The 17,721-nt window shown below is 43.6% G+C and carries 14 protein-coding genes; 8 read left to right on the top strand and 6 right to left on the bottom strand.

Translation table 11 applies throughout. From position 1 onward, the window contains the following. Positions 1 to 394 precede the first annotated feature (394 nt). The 3 genes from murJ to csaB all read right to left on the bottom strand — a co-directional run bounded on the left by murJ (position 395) and on the right by csaB (position 4,330). Positions 395 to 1,906 (bottom strand): murein biosynthesis integral membrane protein MurJ, encoded by a 1,512-nt coding sequence (murJ, locus tag CGZ90_RS07780; RefSeq protein WP_094251730.1) that lies wholly within the window; start codon positions 1,904 to 1,906, stop codon positions 395 to 397. A 63-nt stretch (positions 1,907 to 1,969) separates the two neighbouring features. After that, positions 1,970 to 3,148, bottom strand: coding sequence for a glycosyltransferase family 4 protein (locus CGZ90_RS07775; protein WP_094251729.1), 1,179 nt, complete (start codon positions 3,146 to 3,148; stop codon positions 1,970 to 1,972). Positions 3,149 to 3,214: 66 nt separating this feature from the next. After that, positions 3,215 to 4,330: a polysaccharide pyruvyl transferase CsaB gene (gene csaB, locus CGZ90_RS07770; protein WP_094251728.1), complete on the bottom strand. Its 1,116-nt coding sequence runs from the start codon at positions 4,328 to 4,330 to the stop codon at positions 3,215 to 3,217. Positions 4,331 to 4,524: 194 nt separating this feature from the next. Here csaB and CGZ90_RS07765 point away from each other — a divergent pair, with 194 nt between their 5' ends. The 8 genes from CGZ90_RS07765 (at position 4,525) to CGZ90_RS07730 (ending at position 14,097) form a co-directional block, all read left to right on the top strand. Further along, positions 4,525 to 5,802: a nucleotide sugar dehydrogenase gene (locus tag CGZ90_RS07765; RefSeq protein ID WP_094251727.1), complete on the top strand. Its 1,278-nt coding sequence runs from the start codon at positions 4,525 to 4,527 to the stop codon at positions 5,800 to 5,802. 403 nt (positions 5,803 to 6,205) lie between these two features. Continuing rightward, positions 6,206 to 7,309 carry a glycosyltransferase family 4 protein gene (locus tag CGZ90_RS07760; protein WP_094251726.1) on the top strand — a complete coding sequence of 368 codons (1,104 nt, stop codon included), beginning with the start codon at positions 6,206 to 6,208 and terminating at the stop codon, positions 7,307 to 7,309. A 5-nt stretch (positions 7,310 to 7,314) separates the two neighbouring features. Next, positions 7,315 to 8,028, top strand: coding sequence for a WecB/TagA/CpsF family glycosyltransferase (locus tag CGZ90_RS07755; RefSeq protein ID WP_094251725.1), 714 nt, complete (start codon positions 7,315 to 7,317; stop codon positions 8,026 to 8,028). 52 nt (positions 8,029 to 8,080) lie between these two features. Next, complete coding sequence (locus CGZ90_RS07750; protein WP_094251724.1) at positions 8,081 to 9,112, top strand: GNAT family N-acetyltransferase; 1,032 nt, start codon at positions 8,081 to 8,083, stop codon at positions 9,110 to 9,112. Between the two features lie 13 nt (positions 9,113 to 9,125). Next, positions 9,126 to 10,013: a PIG-L deacetylase family protein gene (locus CGZ90_RS07745; RefSeq protein WP_094251723.1), complete on the top strand. Its 888-nt coding sequence runs from the start codon at positions 9,126 to 9,128 to the stop codon at positions 10,011 to 10,013. Beyond that, a complete protein-coding gene (locus CGZ90_RS07740) occupies positions 10,010 to 11,476 on the top strand; it encodes an O-antigen ligase family protein (RefSeq protein WP_094251722.1) in 1,467 nt (488 codons plus the stop codon). Before CGZ90_RS07745 ends, CGZ90_RS07740 begins: the two co-directional genes overlap by 4 nt. Continuing rightward, on the top strand, positions 11,473 to 12,582 hold the full coding sequence (locus CGZ90_RS07735; protein WP_094251721.1) for a glycosyltransferase family 4 protein: 1,110 nt from the start codon (positions 11,473 to 11,475) through the stop codon (positions 12,580 to 12,582). Before CGZ90_RS07740 ends, CGZ90_RS07735 begins: the two co-directional genes overlap by 4 nt. A gap of 459 nt (positions 12,583 to 13,041) precedes the next feature. Then, a complete protein-coding gene (locus CGZ90_RS07730) occupies positions 13,042 to 14,097 on the top strand; it encodes a glycosyltransferase family 4 protein (RefSeq protein ID WP_094251720.1) in 1,056 nt (351 codons plus the stop codon). A gap of 62 nt (positions 14,098 to 14,159) precedes the next feature. Here CGZ90_RS07730 and CGZ90_RS07725 read toward each other — a convergent pair whose 3' ends face one another. The 3 genes from CGZ90_RS07725 to CGZ90_RS07715 all read right to left on the bottom strand — a co-directional run bounded on the left by CGZ90_RS07725 (position 14,160) and on the right by CGZ90_RS07715 (position 17,494). Next, positions 14,160 to 15,116: an LCP family protein gene (locus tag CGZ90_RS07725; protein ID WP_094251719.1), complete on the bottom strand. Its 957-nt coding sequence runs from the start codon at positions 15,114 to 15,116 to the stop codon at positions 14,160 to 14,162. 539 nt (positions 15,117 to 15,655) lie between these two features. Then, positions 15,656 to 16,681, bottom strand: a complete 1,026-nt coding sequence (locus CGZ90_RS07720) for an LCP family protein (RefSeq protein ID WP_094251718.1) — start codon at positions 16,679 to 16,681, stop codon at positions 15,656 to 15,658. 177 nt (positions 16,682 to 16,858) lie between these two features. Next, positions 16,859 to 17,494, bottom strand: a complete 636-nt coding sequence (locus CGZ90_RS07715; RefSeq protein WP_094251717.1) for a YigZ family protein — start codon at positions 17,492 to 17,494, stop codon at positions 16,859 to 16,861. Between the last annotated feature and the right edge of the window lie 227 nt (positions 17,495 to 17,721).

Below are 17,721 nucleotides of genomic sequence, written 5' to 3'. Positions count from 1 at the left end.
AAATCAGTGAAGAAGTTGATCTCCGTTTCAGGTGCACGCTTTCCGCGGGGCGTGGCGAAAAGCAGAATCGGCTGGTTCAGCCCCGACCAGCAAAAGGGAAAGGGGCCGGTAAGTCGCTCTTTGACTTATTGTACACTTGCCCTTTTGACCTCGAGGGGCTAGCCGTTTTCTGCTGGACAGGTGAGCCCCTTTGCCGCTTCGCGCCCTAAAGGGTCTCACCTGTCCCACTGATCCCGCTGGAGTCGGCGCCTTACACTGCAATCAACTTTTTCAATGATGAATTCAGTAGATGTTTTAAGAAGAGAGCTGTTTTCACATTCATTATTTCTATGAAGTAATCGAAAAAGCTGCAAAATTCCGTTGAAATCTCGTTCTTACACTCCATATAGAATTATTACTTCTTCTTCACAATCCTTATTACGCGGTAGAATCCTGCGCGATTGAACAAATAACTTCCTATTATATAGAAGACAATTCCAATCGGTACTAGGATGGCGAGCTGCCATAGTGAGTACAGTGATTCGATATCTGTGAAGTATTGGATCGCGAGCAGCGGCAGTGCCATGAAGATGCTCGGGATGATGACTCTCATGCACATCATCAATACACGTCTTGTTTCTTCTTTCGGGAAATCTTTGTACAAAGCGATGAAAGAGAAGGACAAGAAATAGAATGATACGATCGAACTTGTCAGAGCCAGGCCAGGATAGCCGAAGCGGTCAACGAGCAGCATGTTCATTATTATGTTCAGCACGACAGTCGAAATACTGATGCGCATGATGATTTTCGTTTTATCTAGAGCATACATCGATTTGGCGACGATATAATGCAGTCCTTGCACGACCATGAGCGGAAGGTAGTTCACGAGTGCCAGATACGTGTTCGCTGTATCCTGCGGGGTGAATTGGCCGCGTTCGTAAATAAAGGACAATGCCGGCATCCCGACAATGTACAGACCGACCGCTATCGGAACCAGCGAAATAAAGCTAAGCTCGAGACCCATGAAAACCGTATTTTGAAACTTTTTGCGATCACCGATTTGCTCGGCTAAAAGAGTAAAGATAATCGTCGCGATTGTCGTTGCATAAATGGTGTTCGGTATGCTGACGAGCAGGGAAGCGTTGTTCAAGTATGTGACCGCGCCTTCCTCAGTTCCAGTAGCAAAAATCTTGTTGATGAACATGTTGATCTGTCCGACTACAGTGTTCAAAAATGACGGAAGCAACAGAACGAGCAAAGTCTTCTTAAACTCTGGCTCGATCTGAAGCGTCGGCTGCCAGCGAAACCCGCTTTTCGCTAAATAAAAATATTGCAGCAAACCGCCGAGGATCGTTCCGGTGATAAAGCCGTATGCAAGACTGTTGATGCCCATCTGATCTGAGAATAAAATGGCGAACACCGCTCCTGTGAGCGTAGCGAGCAGTCTTGAAATTTGGGCAGGTACGAAAATGCGCCTTGCCTGCAGGTAGGATTCTAAAATACCATTAAGCGCGATTGCACTTAAAAACAAGAAGAAAAACTGTGTCACATCTACCGCTGTTTTCTCCGTTACATTGTCCATATCAGGAAACATGAGCGGCAGGAAATACGGCACAAAAAAGTAGAGAATGACCGTGGCGCCGAAGAACCAGACAACTGTCTGATTCATGACCCCGACCGCGTTCTTTTCTGTTTCTTCAGGACGTTCTTTTCGATTTTTAACATAAAGCGGCAAAAAGACGTTGTTAAAGCCGCCAGAAATCATGGCAACGACAAGTGTGATAAAAGAGAATGAGATCAAATAGCCGTCTGTGTAATGCGTCGCGCCGAACTGCCATGCCATCACGCTCTCGCGCAGGAAGCCGGAGAACTTCAGGACGAGCGACAGCAATGTAATAATGATGGCCGTTCTTTTTAATTTTGACATGTACCGTTCACCTTCATTTCTTATAAAAGAGCAGTAAGGCAATGGCCTTACTGCTTAATGGTATTACTTCTGCTTCAGCGCTTCAAGATAGATCGCTTCATATTTTTCTGCGGCTGCAAGGTGAGAGTATTCTTCCTCGATCTTTGTACGTGCTTTCACCGCGTATGTTTCGCTTAGCTCTTTTGAGCCGAACAGCTGAAGGATCGCTTCGATCAGCTCGTCCACATTTTTTTCTTCTGTTAAAATTCCGTCAACACCGCTGTCTACGATTTCTTTTAAACCGCCTACAGCGCTTGCGATTAGAGGTGAGCCAGAGCCCATCGCTTCAAGTGCCGAGATAGATGTTGCTTCCTCAACACCAGCAGAGTAGACAGAAGGCACGAGTACGATATCTGTCATCGCATAATACTCTTTCATCGTGTCATGCGGGATAGCGCCGAGAAGCTTCACGTTCTTTTCAAGTCCGTTTTCTGCAACAAACTTTTTGATCGTTCCCATTTCTTCACCGCTGCCGGCGTAGATAAGAAGGGCTTCAGGGTACTGCTTAACAACTTCCTTTAACGCCATCGCCGGATAAATGACGCCGTTTTTCTTTGTCAGACGGCGAGGGATGAAGATCATTTTTGCTTCTTCCGGTACACCGTGCTTTTTGCGGTACGTCATCTTGTTGCTTGAGTCCGGCTTAAAGCCATTGATGTCGATGAAGTTTTTGATCGCAGTTGCTGTAATCCCAGCCTGATCTGCCACATAGTTCTTGATGCGCTGATCAACCGTGATAACTTTGCGAGTTGTTTGGAACGCTTTTTTCTCCATTTCCTGAAGATACTTCGCTTCCGGACTGTGCTCTTCTACCGATCCTTTGCTGACTGCTTCAAAAGCCATGTAGCCGTGAACGGTTGAAACGACAGGTACACCAGATTCCAGTGACGCAAACGTTGCGTATGTATCCTGAGCGTTGATGACGTCATATTTCTTCGTCTTCACTTTTTCTTTGATGAGCTGTGCAAGGATTCTCTGGCGTGCTTTACGGCTCCAGATAATGCCTTTACCTTTTGCTACTTTATTAATAACAAAGCTGGGACCTTGAGCCATCATTTTTATTTTTGCCGGGCTTGCGTCAGAGATCGATACAACATCAACCGAATGGCCGCGAGCTTCAAGTCCTGCTTTTAACGTTGTTACGTGAGTGGAAAGACCTCCCGCATGAGGATAATCAAATACTGTAGTTAGCAGAATGTTCATTTTTTCCTCCATAAAATATCAAGAGAGATTTGCAATAAACCTCTCTTGACGTTAGTGATTGTATAATTAGTTACCAAAGTATTCTCTAAGAAGGTCCACGTTTCTGACCGCCTCACTGCGAAGTTCTTTTGCATTTTCAGTAATCAAAGCAGATGCAGCATCGCGGTTTTCTAATAAGTGGATAGCGTTGTCCGCCATCTTGTTCGTATCGATTTCTTCAAGCAGGAACGAGTAATCCCACATTCCGCTTCGCTTCAATAGGCTTTCTACTTTCTTATCGTAGCTGATTCCGATGTGCGGAACACCTTTAAGTGTTGCGAAAATCAATGAGTGAAGCCTCATGCCGATTGTCAGGCGGCTGCGGCCGATAAAGTCCAGGTACTGATTTGGCGTAAAATCGCCAGCAAGTACATGAACTTTATCACTATGCTTCATGCGCTCGATCACAAGGTTTGAAGCTTTTACGTCGTGATGTCCTTCCATCGGTACGAAAACCGGAATAACATCTTTCTTTTCAAGCAGCTTGTCTAATGTTTCAGCCATCTCAGCGTAATGCTCAGTGCGGCCGAACCAAGGACGGACAGATACTGCTACAACACGGTTCATATCCTCTTCTGCTAAAGGAAGGCTCTCAAGGCAAGCTTTATCTTCTTTTGGCATGAAGCCGAACACGATGTCTGAAGTAACGATTGATTTAGGGCGTTTTACACCTAATTTGTGCAGCAATTGCTTTGAGTATTCATCGCGTACCGTAATAAGATCTGCCAGGTTGGCAAATACTTTCATTAAAAGTTTGCCGTAACGAGTGTTAACCGGCCCGATGCCCTGCGAGAAGAACATAACCTTCGCGCCGCAAAGCTTTGCCAAAAATACGATCAAAAGGTAATAAGGCAGCGGTCCAAAAATGACCTTGGTCGGGTACGTATCCTGCAGCAGCCCGCCTCCGCCGCTTATAAGCAAATCCGCTTGTCGCAATGCGCGGATTTTTTCTTTGTTTTCATGACGCCATCCTCTGTACACGCTTTTCACGTTGTGAGTGCTGGCTGTTTCCTGCGGTGACAGTGAAAAAACCGTAATATCTGGATTATCCAATTCTTCTCTGAGGTTATCGACAATGGACTCCAGAATGGCCTCATCACCGGTATTCCCCAGGCCGTAGAATCCTGAAATGACAACTTTCAAAAGAAAAAAGCCTCCTTTAATAGACAATTGACCTAAATTATATTATCATTGTTATCAATTTGTTGCAATTCGGCAAGATAACAAGGATATCACGTCGATATTTGACGTTTCTAACTATATTGCATATCCTTTACTTGAATATCAAATTTATTATTAACTTTGTATACAGTTGATGGAAGGGAAGGTTCCTTATAATGAGGAAGATTTGTGTTGTAGGACTAGGCTATATTGGCTTACCGACAGCCGCGATTTTTGCCCGGTCCGGTTATGAAGTCATTGGCGTTGACGTAAACGAAAAAGTGGTTTCTTCACTTAACAGCGGAGAAATTTTAATTGAGGAAGTTGGACTGCCTGAGCTTGTTAAAGAGGTAGTAAAAAATGGCAAGCTTAAAGCTTCTGTTACACCAGAGGAAGCGGACGTGTTCATTATCGCAGTACCAACTCCGATACATGAGGATCACTCAGCAAACGTGGACTATGTGGTTCAAGCTTCAAAAACAATCGCACCTCTATTGAAAAAAGGTGACGTTGTGATTGTAGAATCTACAATTCCGCCTCGTACGATTGATGACGTTGTTGCTCCTATATTAAAGGAAGCTGGATATAATCTTGAGGATGACGTTTACCTGGCTCACTGCCCAGAGCGTGTTCTTCCAGGAAGAATCTTGATTGAGCTTATCGAGAACACACGTATCGTCGGAGGAATCAACCCTGAGGCTTCTAAGCGTGCAGGTGACGTATACCGTGCAGTGGTAGAAGGTCAGGTTATTGAAACTGAAGCATTGACAGCAGAAATGTCTAAGCTGATGGAAAACACGTTCCGTGACGTGAACATCGCGCTTGCAAATGAGCTTGTAAAGATTGCGCGCCGCATCGGAGTTAATGCGCATGACGTGATCGAGCTTGCGAACATGCACCCGCGTGTAAACATTCACCAGCCAGGACCTGGAGTTGGAGGACACTGTCTGGCAGTCGATCCTTACTTCATTATTGAAAAAGCGGTAGAAGAGTCTCCGCTCATCCAGCAGTCACGCAAGATCAACAATTCTATGCCGCACTTTGTTGTAAACGAAGTGAACTATCTTGTGAGTGAGCTTGAAAAGCCAAAGGTAGCTGTTCTTGGATTGACTTACAAAGGAAACATCGACGACGTGCGTGAAAGCCCGGCGATGGAAATCCTGAACGACCTTCTCAGCAACGACCGCTTGGACATCGCTGTTCACGATCCATATGTGCAGCAGGAAAAGCTGAAGGTGCCTAACCTTTCACTTGAAGATGCTTTGAAGGATGCAGACCTAGCTGTTATCCTGACTGACCACAATCAGTTCAAGCAGCTTGACGGAAGCAAAGTGGCTTCTCTTATGAAGCATCCTGTTGTATTTGACACAAAGAACTGCTGCAGCCTCGACAGCTCTGCAGGCGTTAACGTTTATAAAATCGGAAACCTTTCTGGGGTTAAGCCGATTGTATAAGTAGGTAAAAAAAACATCCAAAAACGGCTCGTGCTGTTTTGGATGTTTTTTTGTTGTGAACTATTTATGGTTTTTAGTTTTTGGACGATATAATGGTGGGATTTTTCTTGAATCGGGGAATTGGTACTTAAAACGCTTTCCTGTAAATTACTGAATTAACTGTTAATTTACCTATAGTATTATTTCAATTGCTGTCAAATTTTTTACACAAAAAATACATAACGGTCTTATATTTTTCGTATCTCTTTAGGCTGGTTTATGCTATCATTATTTTTGGTAAACATAAATGGGTTTTTAGGTCGGTTTCGGTCGAAAAAACAGTTTGAACTGTGAACTAAGTGACTAAGAAGGTGCATTTCGGGAATGTACCTATATAAATAACAACAGACAGAGAGGTGCCAGAATGCTTTTGCATTACTTATTAACACTAGCGATCTCGTTTGGTCTCAGCATTATTCTCACTCCGTACGTTATCAAGTTAAGCTATAAAATTGGAGCCGTTGATAAGCCGAATAAACGAAAGGTCCATGACCGCATCGTACCAAGGCTTGGAGGACTCGCTATTTACGGCGGTATCGCTGGTGCGTTTTTGTATATTTTAAGCGTGATCGATTTATCATACAGTATCTTGATTGCGTCTACTGTTATCGTAGCAACAGGAATTATCGATGACAGATACAACATCAGGCCTTGGCAGAAGCTCCTTGGCCAGATGATTGCAACTGTTATTGTTCTTGCGGACGGATTCAGCATCAACTATATTACAATTCCGTTTACAGACGGATACAGCCTTGAAGTAAGCAGCTGGATGGCGCTTCCGATTTCATTCATTTGGATTATCGGAATCACGAATGCGATCAATTTGATCGACGGTCTTGATGGATTGGCTGCTGGGGTTTCAGCGATTGCCGCTTTTTCCATCTTCACGATTGCTGTAAGCATGGGCAACATTCCTGTAGCTCTTATCTCGCTTGCAATCTTGGGCAGTACGTCTGGATTCTTGTTCTTTAATTTTAATCCGGCTAAGATTTTCATGGGTGATACAGGGTCGCTGCTCTTGGGGTTCTTACTGGCTGTACTGTCAGTGATGGGCTTTAAGCAGGTTACATTCGTAACGCTAATCATTCCTATTATTATCCTAGCTGTGCCGATTACAGACACTCTTATCGCGATTGTACGAAGAAAAGTGAACAAGATGGGCATCATGGACGCAGATAAGAATCACCTGCACCACCGTCTTCTTGCATCTGGTTTCACTCATAAGCAAGCAGTGCTGTTCATTTACTTCATCGCGAGTGTGTTTGGAACAGCAGCTGTGTTCTTGAACAATGCAAATCTGTTATCATCAATGATTGTTTATTGCGTGCTGCTTTTGATCATCGAGCTTCTTATCGAAAAGCTTTGCTTGATCAGCCAGCGATATAAACCATTAATTTCCTTGTACGATAAGGTTAAAGTTGTAATGGTTGCAAATAATGATAATAACAAATTCAACCGTAAAGGTTAGGTAAAATGAATAAAGAAACTTACTTAGGCGTAGATGTTACGCCTTTATCTTATTCTGAGATCCTTTCTTCCTTAAAAGAGAGAATGGATCAGCAGCTGAAGTCAACAATCATTGCCGTGAATCCAGAGAAAATCATCGCTGCGAATAAAGATCCGCAGCTGATGGACCTCATCAACAGCTCCACGTATCAAATTCCAGATGGAGTCGGTGTCCTGCTTGCATCTAAAATGGTTAAAGGCAAGGTTCAATCTCGTGTAACGGGTGTGGATATGATGGACCGCCTTCTGGAGTTTGCCGCACAGCATGGCTACCGAGTCTTCATGTATGGAGCGAAGGAAGAGGTTGTGTCTGAGGCAAAGCGCAAAATCGAGGAGAAGTATCCAGCGATCACGATCGCTGGTTATGAGAACGGTTATGTAAAAGACCATGAAGCTCTCGTAAAGCGCATAAACGATGTGCAGGCAGACATCCTTTTTGTAGCGATGGGAAGCCCGCGTCAGGAATTATGGATTCGGGAGCATATGGACAAACTGAATGTAAGAGTATATCAGGGAGTAGGCGGAAGCTTTGATGTTTTCAGCGGCAACGTTAAACGGGCTCCAGAAGCCTTCCGTAAGCTTGGCCTCGAGTGGTTTTACAGACTGGCAACACAGCCGTCTCGCTTTAAACGACAGCTGGCTCTGCCTAAATTTTTATTAAAAGTACTTGCAAAACGCTAAAGGCTTGATCAATTTCAAGCCTTTTTATTTTAGCTGTTAAAAGGAGCCGCATATGATCAGAAACTATAAGCCCGGTGATGAAGAGGGCATTCAGGCTTTGTTTCAAGAGGTTTTTAACAAAAAAAGACCGTTAGAAGAATGGCGATGGAAGTTTCAGCAAAATCCTTATAAAGAGCCTCTTATCGCATTATGGGATGAAAATGAAATTGCAGGACATGTGTCTCTTGTACCTTTTGCTGCAAAATGGTTTGATGAAGAAGTGACATTCGGAGCCCGCCTCGATACGATGGTATCGCAAAAACACCGCGGAAAACGTATTTATCCCCAATTAAACGAGTATTTGTTCTCACAAGCAGAAGAAAAAGGCTTTGATTTTCTTTTTGGCTTTCCGGCGGAGCTGGCGAAAAAGCTCCTCGTTCGCGACAGCGGAGCAGCCGAAATCGCTGAGATTCCGCGACTTATGCTCATTAATCGTGTTTCAGGTATGGTGGGAGCAAAGTTTCCTTTCCTGAAGCCGTTGCTGCCATTTGTAAGGATAGCAGAATCCTTTAAGAAGCATCGCGAAAAAAGTACGCCGTTTGAAATTAAGGAAATCAAACAATGCGGACCTGAGTTTGATGCATTGTGGGAGAGCGTGAAAAACGATTACCCGATCCTTTTAAAGAGAAGTTCAAGTTTTTTAAATTGGCGTTATTTTGCCCGTCCAGGTTTTGCGTACCGGATGTTTGGCTGTTATCAAGATGGCAACTTAAAAGGATATACAGTTATCAATGTGCAGGAGAAGGCATACGGTAAAGGCTCGCTGAAGAACGGTTTTATCGTGGATATGATGGCTGTGCAGGACCGTGATGTGTGGAGTGCACTTATCAGCAGGGCTAAATCCGAGCTGAGCAGCTGTGATATGGTCAATACGTGGGCATTAACGCACACGATGCTATATGACGAATTGAAGAAAGCATCGTTTATACATAAAGATGCTCCGATGACTCTTGTAGGAAAAAGTATCTCGAAGCTTCCGAAACAGCAAGAAGGATATACTATCAATAACTGGTTCATTACACCTGGTGATGTCGACTCGTTTTAAGGAGTGAAAGTAATTGAAAAGGAAAGTGTTAAAGCTCGCAAAGCCGTTCATTCTGCCCTTTAATGAGCGCTTGCTGAGAAAATATTATAATCAGAATTTAGCGTTAAGCACGATTCAATCGTGGAAAAAAATCCTTGTCCTTGCACCGCACGTGGATGATGAAACGATCGGACTTGGGGGTACGATTCTAAAAGCTGTTCAGAACGGTACAGAGGTTCACTGTCTGTATATTACGAACGGTGCAAAAAGTGTATCAGGAATGTCGGCAGAGGAATTGATGGCGGCTAGGAAAAACGAGGCAGAGCAGGTAAAAAGCGTGCTTGGCATGAAAACCGTCGGTTACCTTGATCAGCCTGATGGCGAAGTAAAGGTGACGGATGAGGTCGTTCGTATGCTGCAGGAACAAATCAGCCGCATCAAGCCTGATGTTATTTTCACAACAACGCTGATCGACTGCCATCCAGACCATGTCGCAACAGCAAGGATACTCGCAGAGACGCTTAAGCATACCTCTTATACAGGAGAAGTGTGGAGCTATGAGATCAACTGTCCGATGGATCCTGAATACATCAACAGAGTAGTGGATATCACTCCATATAAAGAGAAAAAAGATGAGGCGCTAAAAATATTCCGCTCTCAGTCCATTGATTTCGACGGGTTTGTTTATCTTTCTCACATTAAACCGGAGCTTCTCGGATTGAAATCAGGAGTCCAGTACGCTGAAAGCTTTATTGCGCTTTCGCCGAAAGAGTTTATCGCTGCCGCTGACCGCCTGATGGATGAAGGGGATGACCACAGTCATCTTTTCAGACAAGTAAACAAGACAGAGACTCTTCTTTTAGGTATACTTCCAAAACGCCAAAGAAAGCAAGAGCTGTATAGAAAGGGGTACCTAAAATGAAGGTTGATCTGAAGGAGTTTGCATTTATATTTGCGGCGATTGTGCTTGTCGCTGTCAGTCTCGCCGTTCCAAATCAGATGCTGGCACTCGGCATAACAGGAATTTTCGCAGTTTATGCTTTTTTAAAGCCGAAAAACGGACTTTTGCTCTTAATCATGTATTTCCCTGTCCGGGCGTTTCTAATCGAAGTAAATCCCGGGCTTAAAGGAATCGGCGACGCCATCATATTAGCTTCCTTCTTAAAAGTGCTGTTCATGCAGCGTAAAGAGCTCAAGAACATTTTCCGTTTTGATTTTATCGAATGGGCATTTCTTGGATTCTGTGCAGTCGGAGCCATCTCCGCACTGCTGACAGATGTAAGGCCTGTGGCGATTATCTTCCAGCTGCGCGCCTTCTTGGTGGCGTTCTTGCTCTATTACATCGTAAAAAGACTCGATATCACAAAAGAGGATGTATATAAGTTCCTCTGGGTAACGGTTATCACTGGATTGATCATCTGCCTTCACGGAATTATTGAAAAAGTATCTGTAAGAACGCTCTTGCTCCCTGAAGCTTGGGAGCAAAAAAGGCTAACACCGACAAACAAGGACCGTATTTACGGCTTGATCGGCAACCCGAACGTTTTGTCAGTGTTCTTGTCCATCGTGTTCCTTTTGACGCTTGTACTGCGTTCATTGACTGATTCGATTAAAGTGCGCTGGATGCTGTTCGTGTCTCTCGTTCTCACTCTCGGTGTACTTGAACTGACGTATTCTAGAGGAACATTCCTTGCACTAGGCTTTGCATTTATCGTTTATCTTGTTTTAACAAGACGTTTCGCTATTGTGAAAACAGTTGCGATTGCAGGGGTGCTTGCGACTGTACTCATCTATTATCCAGCCAATATTGCGGCAGAAGCGTATGGCAAAACATTAATGCAGGTTCCTTATGAGAAGAAGCCTGGTGAAGAAACACCTGAAGAACCGCAAGACGAAGAGGATCAAAGTGAGGCTGAAAAGCGCCTGTCTGAAACTTTTAATCAAAGCACGCTCGAACTAAGCAAGAAGAGCGGCCGTTTGTTTGTTATCACGAAAGGCTTCAACGTTTTTAAAGACCACCCGGTAATCGGTACTGGCTTTGCAACATTCGGTGATTCGGCTACAAAAACCTTCTCGTCTCCAATTTATGAAGATTACGGCATCACACGAAACATTTATTCAGACAACCAGTACATCCAGATCATTGCTCAGACGGGAGCAGTAGGAGTCATCATCTTTGCAGCTTTCTTGCTCGGTATGCTCTATTTTATCTGGAAAAAGCGAGACGTTAATGCGTTTGCTTTGCCGCTGTTGGCGCTGCTTCTCGGTACTTTTGTCTGGGGCTTGTTCTACAACATCTGGGAAAACAAAACCTTTACGGTGTATTTCTTTATCCTTCTCGGCTACATGTTTAACTATCACTTGAAACGGAAGCCGATATCATGAAGGTTTTGCATGTAATCAGCGGCGGGGAAACAGGCGGTTCTAAAAACCATCTGCTCAGCCTTTTGGACGGACTTCCTCAGGATGAAGTGATGCTCTGTGTGTTTCAAAAAGGGGCATTATACGATCAGGCCGTCGCATTAGGAATCCGTACTGAAGTGCTTCAGCAAAGTTCACGCTATGATCTGTCTATCTTGACTAAGCTGCGCCAGCTTATTAAAGCCGAGAAAATCGATATCGTACATTCACATGGTCCGCGTGCGAATTTGTATTGCTACATGGTCAGCTATGCTGTTTCCTTCCGCTGGATCACGACCGTGCACAGCGACCCGCGTGACGATTTTATCCGCGGCGGTGTGAAGGGAAGAGTATTCACAGCGATCAACATGAAAATCTTAAAGCGCATCTCACACTTTTTTGCCGTGTCTGAGCGGTTCAAGGAAATGCTCGTATCATTCGGCATTCCAGCAAGCAAGATTACGGCTATTTATAATGGGATTGATTTTAACAACGTACCTCCTGTTCAGATCAAACGTGAAGAAATCGGGCTGGATGAGAAGCATTTTGCGGCCATTATGGTTGCCAGGCTTCATCCGATAAAAGGGCATACTGAGGTGTTTCAGGCTGTTCAGAGGATCGCTGCCAAGCATCCAGAGTTCAGGCTGCTTCTCGTCGGCGACGGACCGATTAAGGATGAACTTGTACGCGAGGCAGAAGAGCGCGGCATCGTGCAGAACGTTTTATTCCTTGGTTTTCAGAAGGATGTGCATTCGTTCTTCCACATGTCAGATGTAGAACTGCTGGCCTCATACAGTGAAAGTTTTCCGCTTGTTTTGCTTGAAGCTGCAAGAGCGGATACAACGATCATTTCCACGGATGTTGGAGGCGTGAAGCATCTTGTACCGGATAACACGTTCGGCTGGGTGATTCCAGTCAAGGACGTGGACGCGCTTGAGAAGGCGTTGATTGAAGCGATTGAAAAGAAAAACGCAGGTGAGCTCGAGGAAATGGGGAAGAGACTGCATGCGAAAGCTTCATCAGAATTTTCTATCCAGCGACTTGTCAATCATACTTATTCAACGTATAAAGAATTTATGGGCATCCGGTGAATCCGGGTGCTTTTATTTTTGTTTCGTAAACCATGTTGCAAAGGACTCAGAGGAGTGGTTGAGCTCCGTTTCAGGCGCACGCTTTCCGCGGGGCGGGCGGTAAGCCCCTTTGCCGCTACGCGCCATAAAGGGTCTCACCTGTCCCACTCGTCCCGCTGGAGTCGGCGCCTTACACTCCGATCAACTTTCAATGAAGGACTCATTAGATGTGTAAACCACAGCAATTGAACGAAAATATGAAACATTTCTCATGATATTATCCTCGACGCTTGTTTTAAGCTCTGAGGCTACTCATCTAAACCTTTTTAGAAAGAAATCTTTTCAAAAGCAACGATCTTTAAAAAAGAGCCAGGTTTTTGAAGATGCAAGAGGATAACATTATAAAAAATTTAGCACCAGCTGAGTTTTCTTTGACTTAAATGAAGCGGTAAAGGAAATGTTAACATTGGAGGGAAAAACATGGCCTATTTATATCCGATGTTCATAAGCCTTTTGGCAGCAGCAGCTGTTACACCGCTTGTTATTAAGCTTGCTGTCCGCCTTGGTGTTACCGATCAGCCTAATTCCAGGAAAGTGCACGTGAAAAGCACTCCGAGTATGGGAGGACTTGCGATTTTTATCGCGTTTATCGCTGGGGTTTGGGTGTCTGATGCGACAAGTGATTTCCTGTTTCCTATTTTGGCAGGTGCCTTTGTTATTGTTGTAACTGGTCTGCTCGATGATTATTATGCATTTACTCCTCTCGCCAAGCTGGCAGGTCAGGTGCTGGCCGCCATGATTGTGATCCTTAATGGAGTCGTGGTCGAGTTTATTAATGTGCCGTTCGGAACGATCGTGCATCTAGGCTGGTTCGGGGTACCTCTGACGCTGCTTTGGATTTTAGGCATTACGAATGCGATTAACCTGATCGATGGTCTCGACGGTCTCGCAGCAGGTGTTACATCTATCGTTCTACTCACTATTACGATCATCGCTTTTGGCATGTTCAATTATTTTGTTGCAGCCATCGCCCTTATTCTTCTTGGAGCCAATCTCGGCTTTCTTCTCTTCAATTTTTACCCGGCAAAAATTTTTATGGGAGACACTGGATCTCTGTTCCTCGGGTATATGCTTTCGGTTATCTCGCTGTTAGGTTTTAAAAATGTAACGCTCTTTTCACTGATTATCCCCGTCATCATTCTTGGTGTACCCATTTCAGATACGATTTTTGCCATCATCCGCCGTGCTGTACAGCGAAAGCCGCTGTCAGAGCCTGATAAGTCGCATCTCCATCACTGCCTCATGCGAGTCGGCTACAACCACCGTCAGACGGTTCTTATCATATATGGAATCAGCACACTTTTCGGATTGTTTGCGATCATGTTTTCTAAAACCACCATTTGGGGAGCGGTAGTGATACTTACGATGTTTGTCGTTACACTCGAGATTATCGTTGAAATGGTCGGACTCGTTCATAAAAATTACCGCCCGCTGCTGAATCTCGTTTCAAAGCTGAAAAGTATGCACAGTAAGTGAAAACAGAGAACAGGACAAAAGAAAAGGCAGACACTCGTAAACAGTGTCTGCCTTTTATCGTTTTATTGAGGCTTGTAATCCAGGTGCTGCTGAATCTCATTGCTTACTTTAATTAGCGAGTCCTCATTAACTTCATAATAATAAGCATCAAGATTTAAATCATGTCCCTCAAGTTTTAGCTGTTCAATTTTGCCGAGTCCCCCTGCATAACGCTGCAGTGCGATAATATTTCCGAATGAGAAATTCGTTTTCATATTATCACCGACACTGTCGATGATATTGTCATATTTCGGAATGGCAAGAGGTGATTTTGACTTCTCAAGAATGGCTCTAATCAATTCTTTCTGACGATCGCCGCGTCCAAGATCTCCTGTTGGATCTTGTTTTCTCATGCGTACAAAGCCGAGAGCTTCTTCTCCATTGAGTGTATGCACACCCTTTTCAAGCTTGATCGCGTTCTTGCGGTCTTTGCTGTCTTGTGTGGTAAACGAAAACGGTACATTTACTTCCACACCGCCGAGGTGATCAACGATATCCATAAATGCGTCAAAGTTGAGTTTTACAAAATAATCGACAGGTACATCAAAAAAGTTTTCGATGGTGGAAACCGTAAGATCAACGCCGCCAAATGCAAAAGCGTGATTAATCTTATCCTTTTCACCGCGCCCAGGGATTTCAACATATGTGTCACGCGGGATGCTGACCATCTTTACCGACTTTTCATTTTTATTAAAGGTCGCAAGGATGAGGGCGTCGGAGCGGGTATTTCCGCCTTTCTCACGCTCGTCAATTCCTACAAACAGCACAGAGAAATTATCTTTTGCCGGGTTAACCGCTTCATCCCGTTTTTCTGACTTGTCTCCACGCTCGAGTTCTTCGTTAGCCTTTGATGTCGCGTTGGCAAGCTTATACGTCAAATAGCCGCCGTAGCCCACAACAGCAAGCACTACTACTAGCAGAGGCAACAGCCATCGTCTTTTTTTCTTTTTCTTTAATTTTTTTCGTTCAGCTCGTTCCATTATGAGTGGCTCCCTTGTTAGGATAAAACGCTTGTCTACACTATAGCGGAAATCGGAAATTGTGGCAATATATGACATAAAAAATAAAGGTTGTTCGTTTAACCTAGTCGTATTATAGAACTCAGAGTAGATGTTGTTCTCCGTTTCAGGCACACGCTTTCCGCGGGGCAGTCGGTGAGCCCTTTGCCGCTGTGCGCCCTAAAGGGTCTCACCTGACCGCTTGTCCCGCTGGAGTCGGCACCTTACACTCCGATCAACTTTATCAATGATGAATTCAAGATGAACAAACCAATTGATGAATGAATATGCCAGCTGCAGAATTCAATCTATATCGAAACATCTAATGAAATAGCATTGGAATTTGCTCTTCGGTGGCAACTTCGCTGATATTACTAAAAAGACAAATCATTCAAAAGCAACAATCTTTTAAAAAAAGTCAGAGTTAAAGGAGAAAATTGTATATCCTTTCACCATTGTCGCCTTGTGATTTCTTTTTATACACATAAAAAAACCGGCCCCTTGTTTGGGCCGGTTGTGTGTTATTGCTGTTCTTGACTGTAATCTTGTGATTGTTCTTCTTCTTGGTTTTGACCTTGGCTTTCTTCTGTCTGAGCATCTTCTTCGTATTCAAGATGCTTTTTCAGTGTATCACTTACTTGCCAGAGAGATTCATCTTCAAGCTCGTAGTAATAGCCATGATCGTTCAAGTCGTGACCTTCAAGCTTCAGCGTTTCAATGTTATTCAATGAGCTCGCGTATTTTTGAAGTGCCACAATGTTTCCAAATGTGAAGTTCGTCAGCATGTTATCGCCAACGTTATCGATCACATTATCGTATTTCGTCACAGACGATACTGATTTACTTTTATCTAGAATAGCTTTAATTAGTTCCTTCTGGCGTTCTCCGCGTCCAAGATCTCCTGTAGGATCCTGTTTTCTCATACGGACATAACCAAGCGCTTCCTCACCGTTCAAAGTGTGCGTGCCTTCTTTTAATGAGATAGCATTCTTGCGGTCCTTAGAATCCTGAACTGTAAAGTCGAACGGTACATCTACTTCAACACCGTTCAATGAATCAACAATTTCGATAAATGCATTGAAGTTCAATTTTACAAAGTAGTCAACTGGAACATCAAACATGTTCTCAACTGTTGCGACAGTCATGTCCATACCGCCGAACGCATGAGCGTGGTTAATTTTATCCTTACCATGCTCTGGAATCTCAGCAAGTGTATCACGCGGGATACTGACCATCTTGACGGACTTTTCTTTTTTATTAAATGTTGCAAGAATTAGTGCATCCGTACGGCTGTTTTCACCAACATCACGTTCATCAATCCCGACGAACAGGACAGAGAAGTTATCCTTGGCTGGATTAACAGCTTCGTCACGCATGTCAGATTTTTCTCCGCGATTAAGTTCTGAATTAGCATTCGATGTTGCGCTTGCCAGCTTGTATGTTAAATATCCTCCGTACGCCAGCCCGGTAAAAAGGATCAGCAAGACAGGCAGGAGAATAAAGGCGATCCTTCTTCTTCTTCTTTTCTTACGACGTAATCTATCCATTGCGAAAACTCCCTCTTATGGTAACTTATATACATCATTCGGTAAAAACCGATATTTGTTGTCTTAAACAAAATAAAAAGTCAGCGCTTTTTTACTAACGAAAAAGCACATGATTTCAATATAAAGGAAGGATATTATTTTAGCAATATTTGTCGAAGAATTATCAAAGATTTTACATTATTTATAGTCGCTCTCTAAATATATGCTTTCCTTCAATTCAATACGCGCACGGCCATTTGTCAAATTCGTCATCCATGAAATGAAAGCGTCTGTCTCTTCCGAAGGGACATAGGTATATATGCTTACGTTTTCAAGGTATTGTATTTCTTTAAGTTCATAATTAGACTGACGAATCTGCTGTTCCAGCGTTCCTAACCATGTATAGTCGACTTCTGTCTCAATAATTTGAGTCCATTTCCGCTCAACGATGCCAATTTCGTTCAAACCTTCGCTGACGGATTTTCCGTAAGCGCGTATCAATCCTCCTGCGCCAAGTTTAATTCCGCCAAAATAGCGAGTTACGACGACGGTTACATCTTTTAATTTCCTTTTTTTCAAAACTTCTAACATTGGAACACCCGCTGTGCCCGAAGGCTCTCCATCATCGTTCGCTTTTTGAATCTGATCGTGCTCGCCAATGAGATAAGCAGAGCAGTTATGAGTGGCTGAGCTGTGCTTTTTCTTGATCTCCTGAATAAAAGCAACGGCTTCTTCTTCTGTCTCCGTACGTTTGAAATGTGCGATAAAGCGAGATTTATCAATAATGATTTCATGGTCTCCAAAAGTCTTTACAGTAAGATAATTTAATAGCAAGGTGATCATCTCCACAAAAATTTTGTAAAATTGCCGTAATTGCAACAGCAAAAGGGTATAAAGTGGTATCCTTCATTATAAGGGTGATATGGCAAGCAAACAAATTTTCTATAAGCCGCTCCGCCATGCAGTACCTTTTTACTGCGTTAATTTATTTATTTTTAAAAAAAGTCATAAAATGTCACATTGCTTCGAATTGATATCTATATATAGGAAAATAATGACTA

The sequence above is a fragment of the Fictibacillus aquaticus genome (assembly GCF_002245695.1).
GTDB lineage: Bacteria > Bacillota > Bacilli > Bacillales > Fictibacillaceae > Fictibacillus > Fictibacillus aquaticus.
Note: the sequence above shows the minus strand (reverse complement) of the source record. Positions and strands in the feature narration are given on the sequence as shown.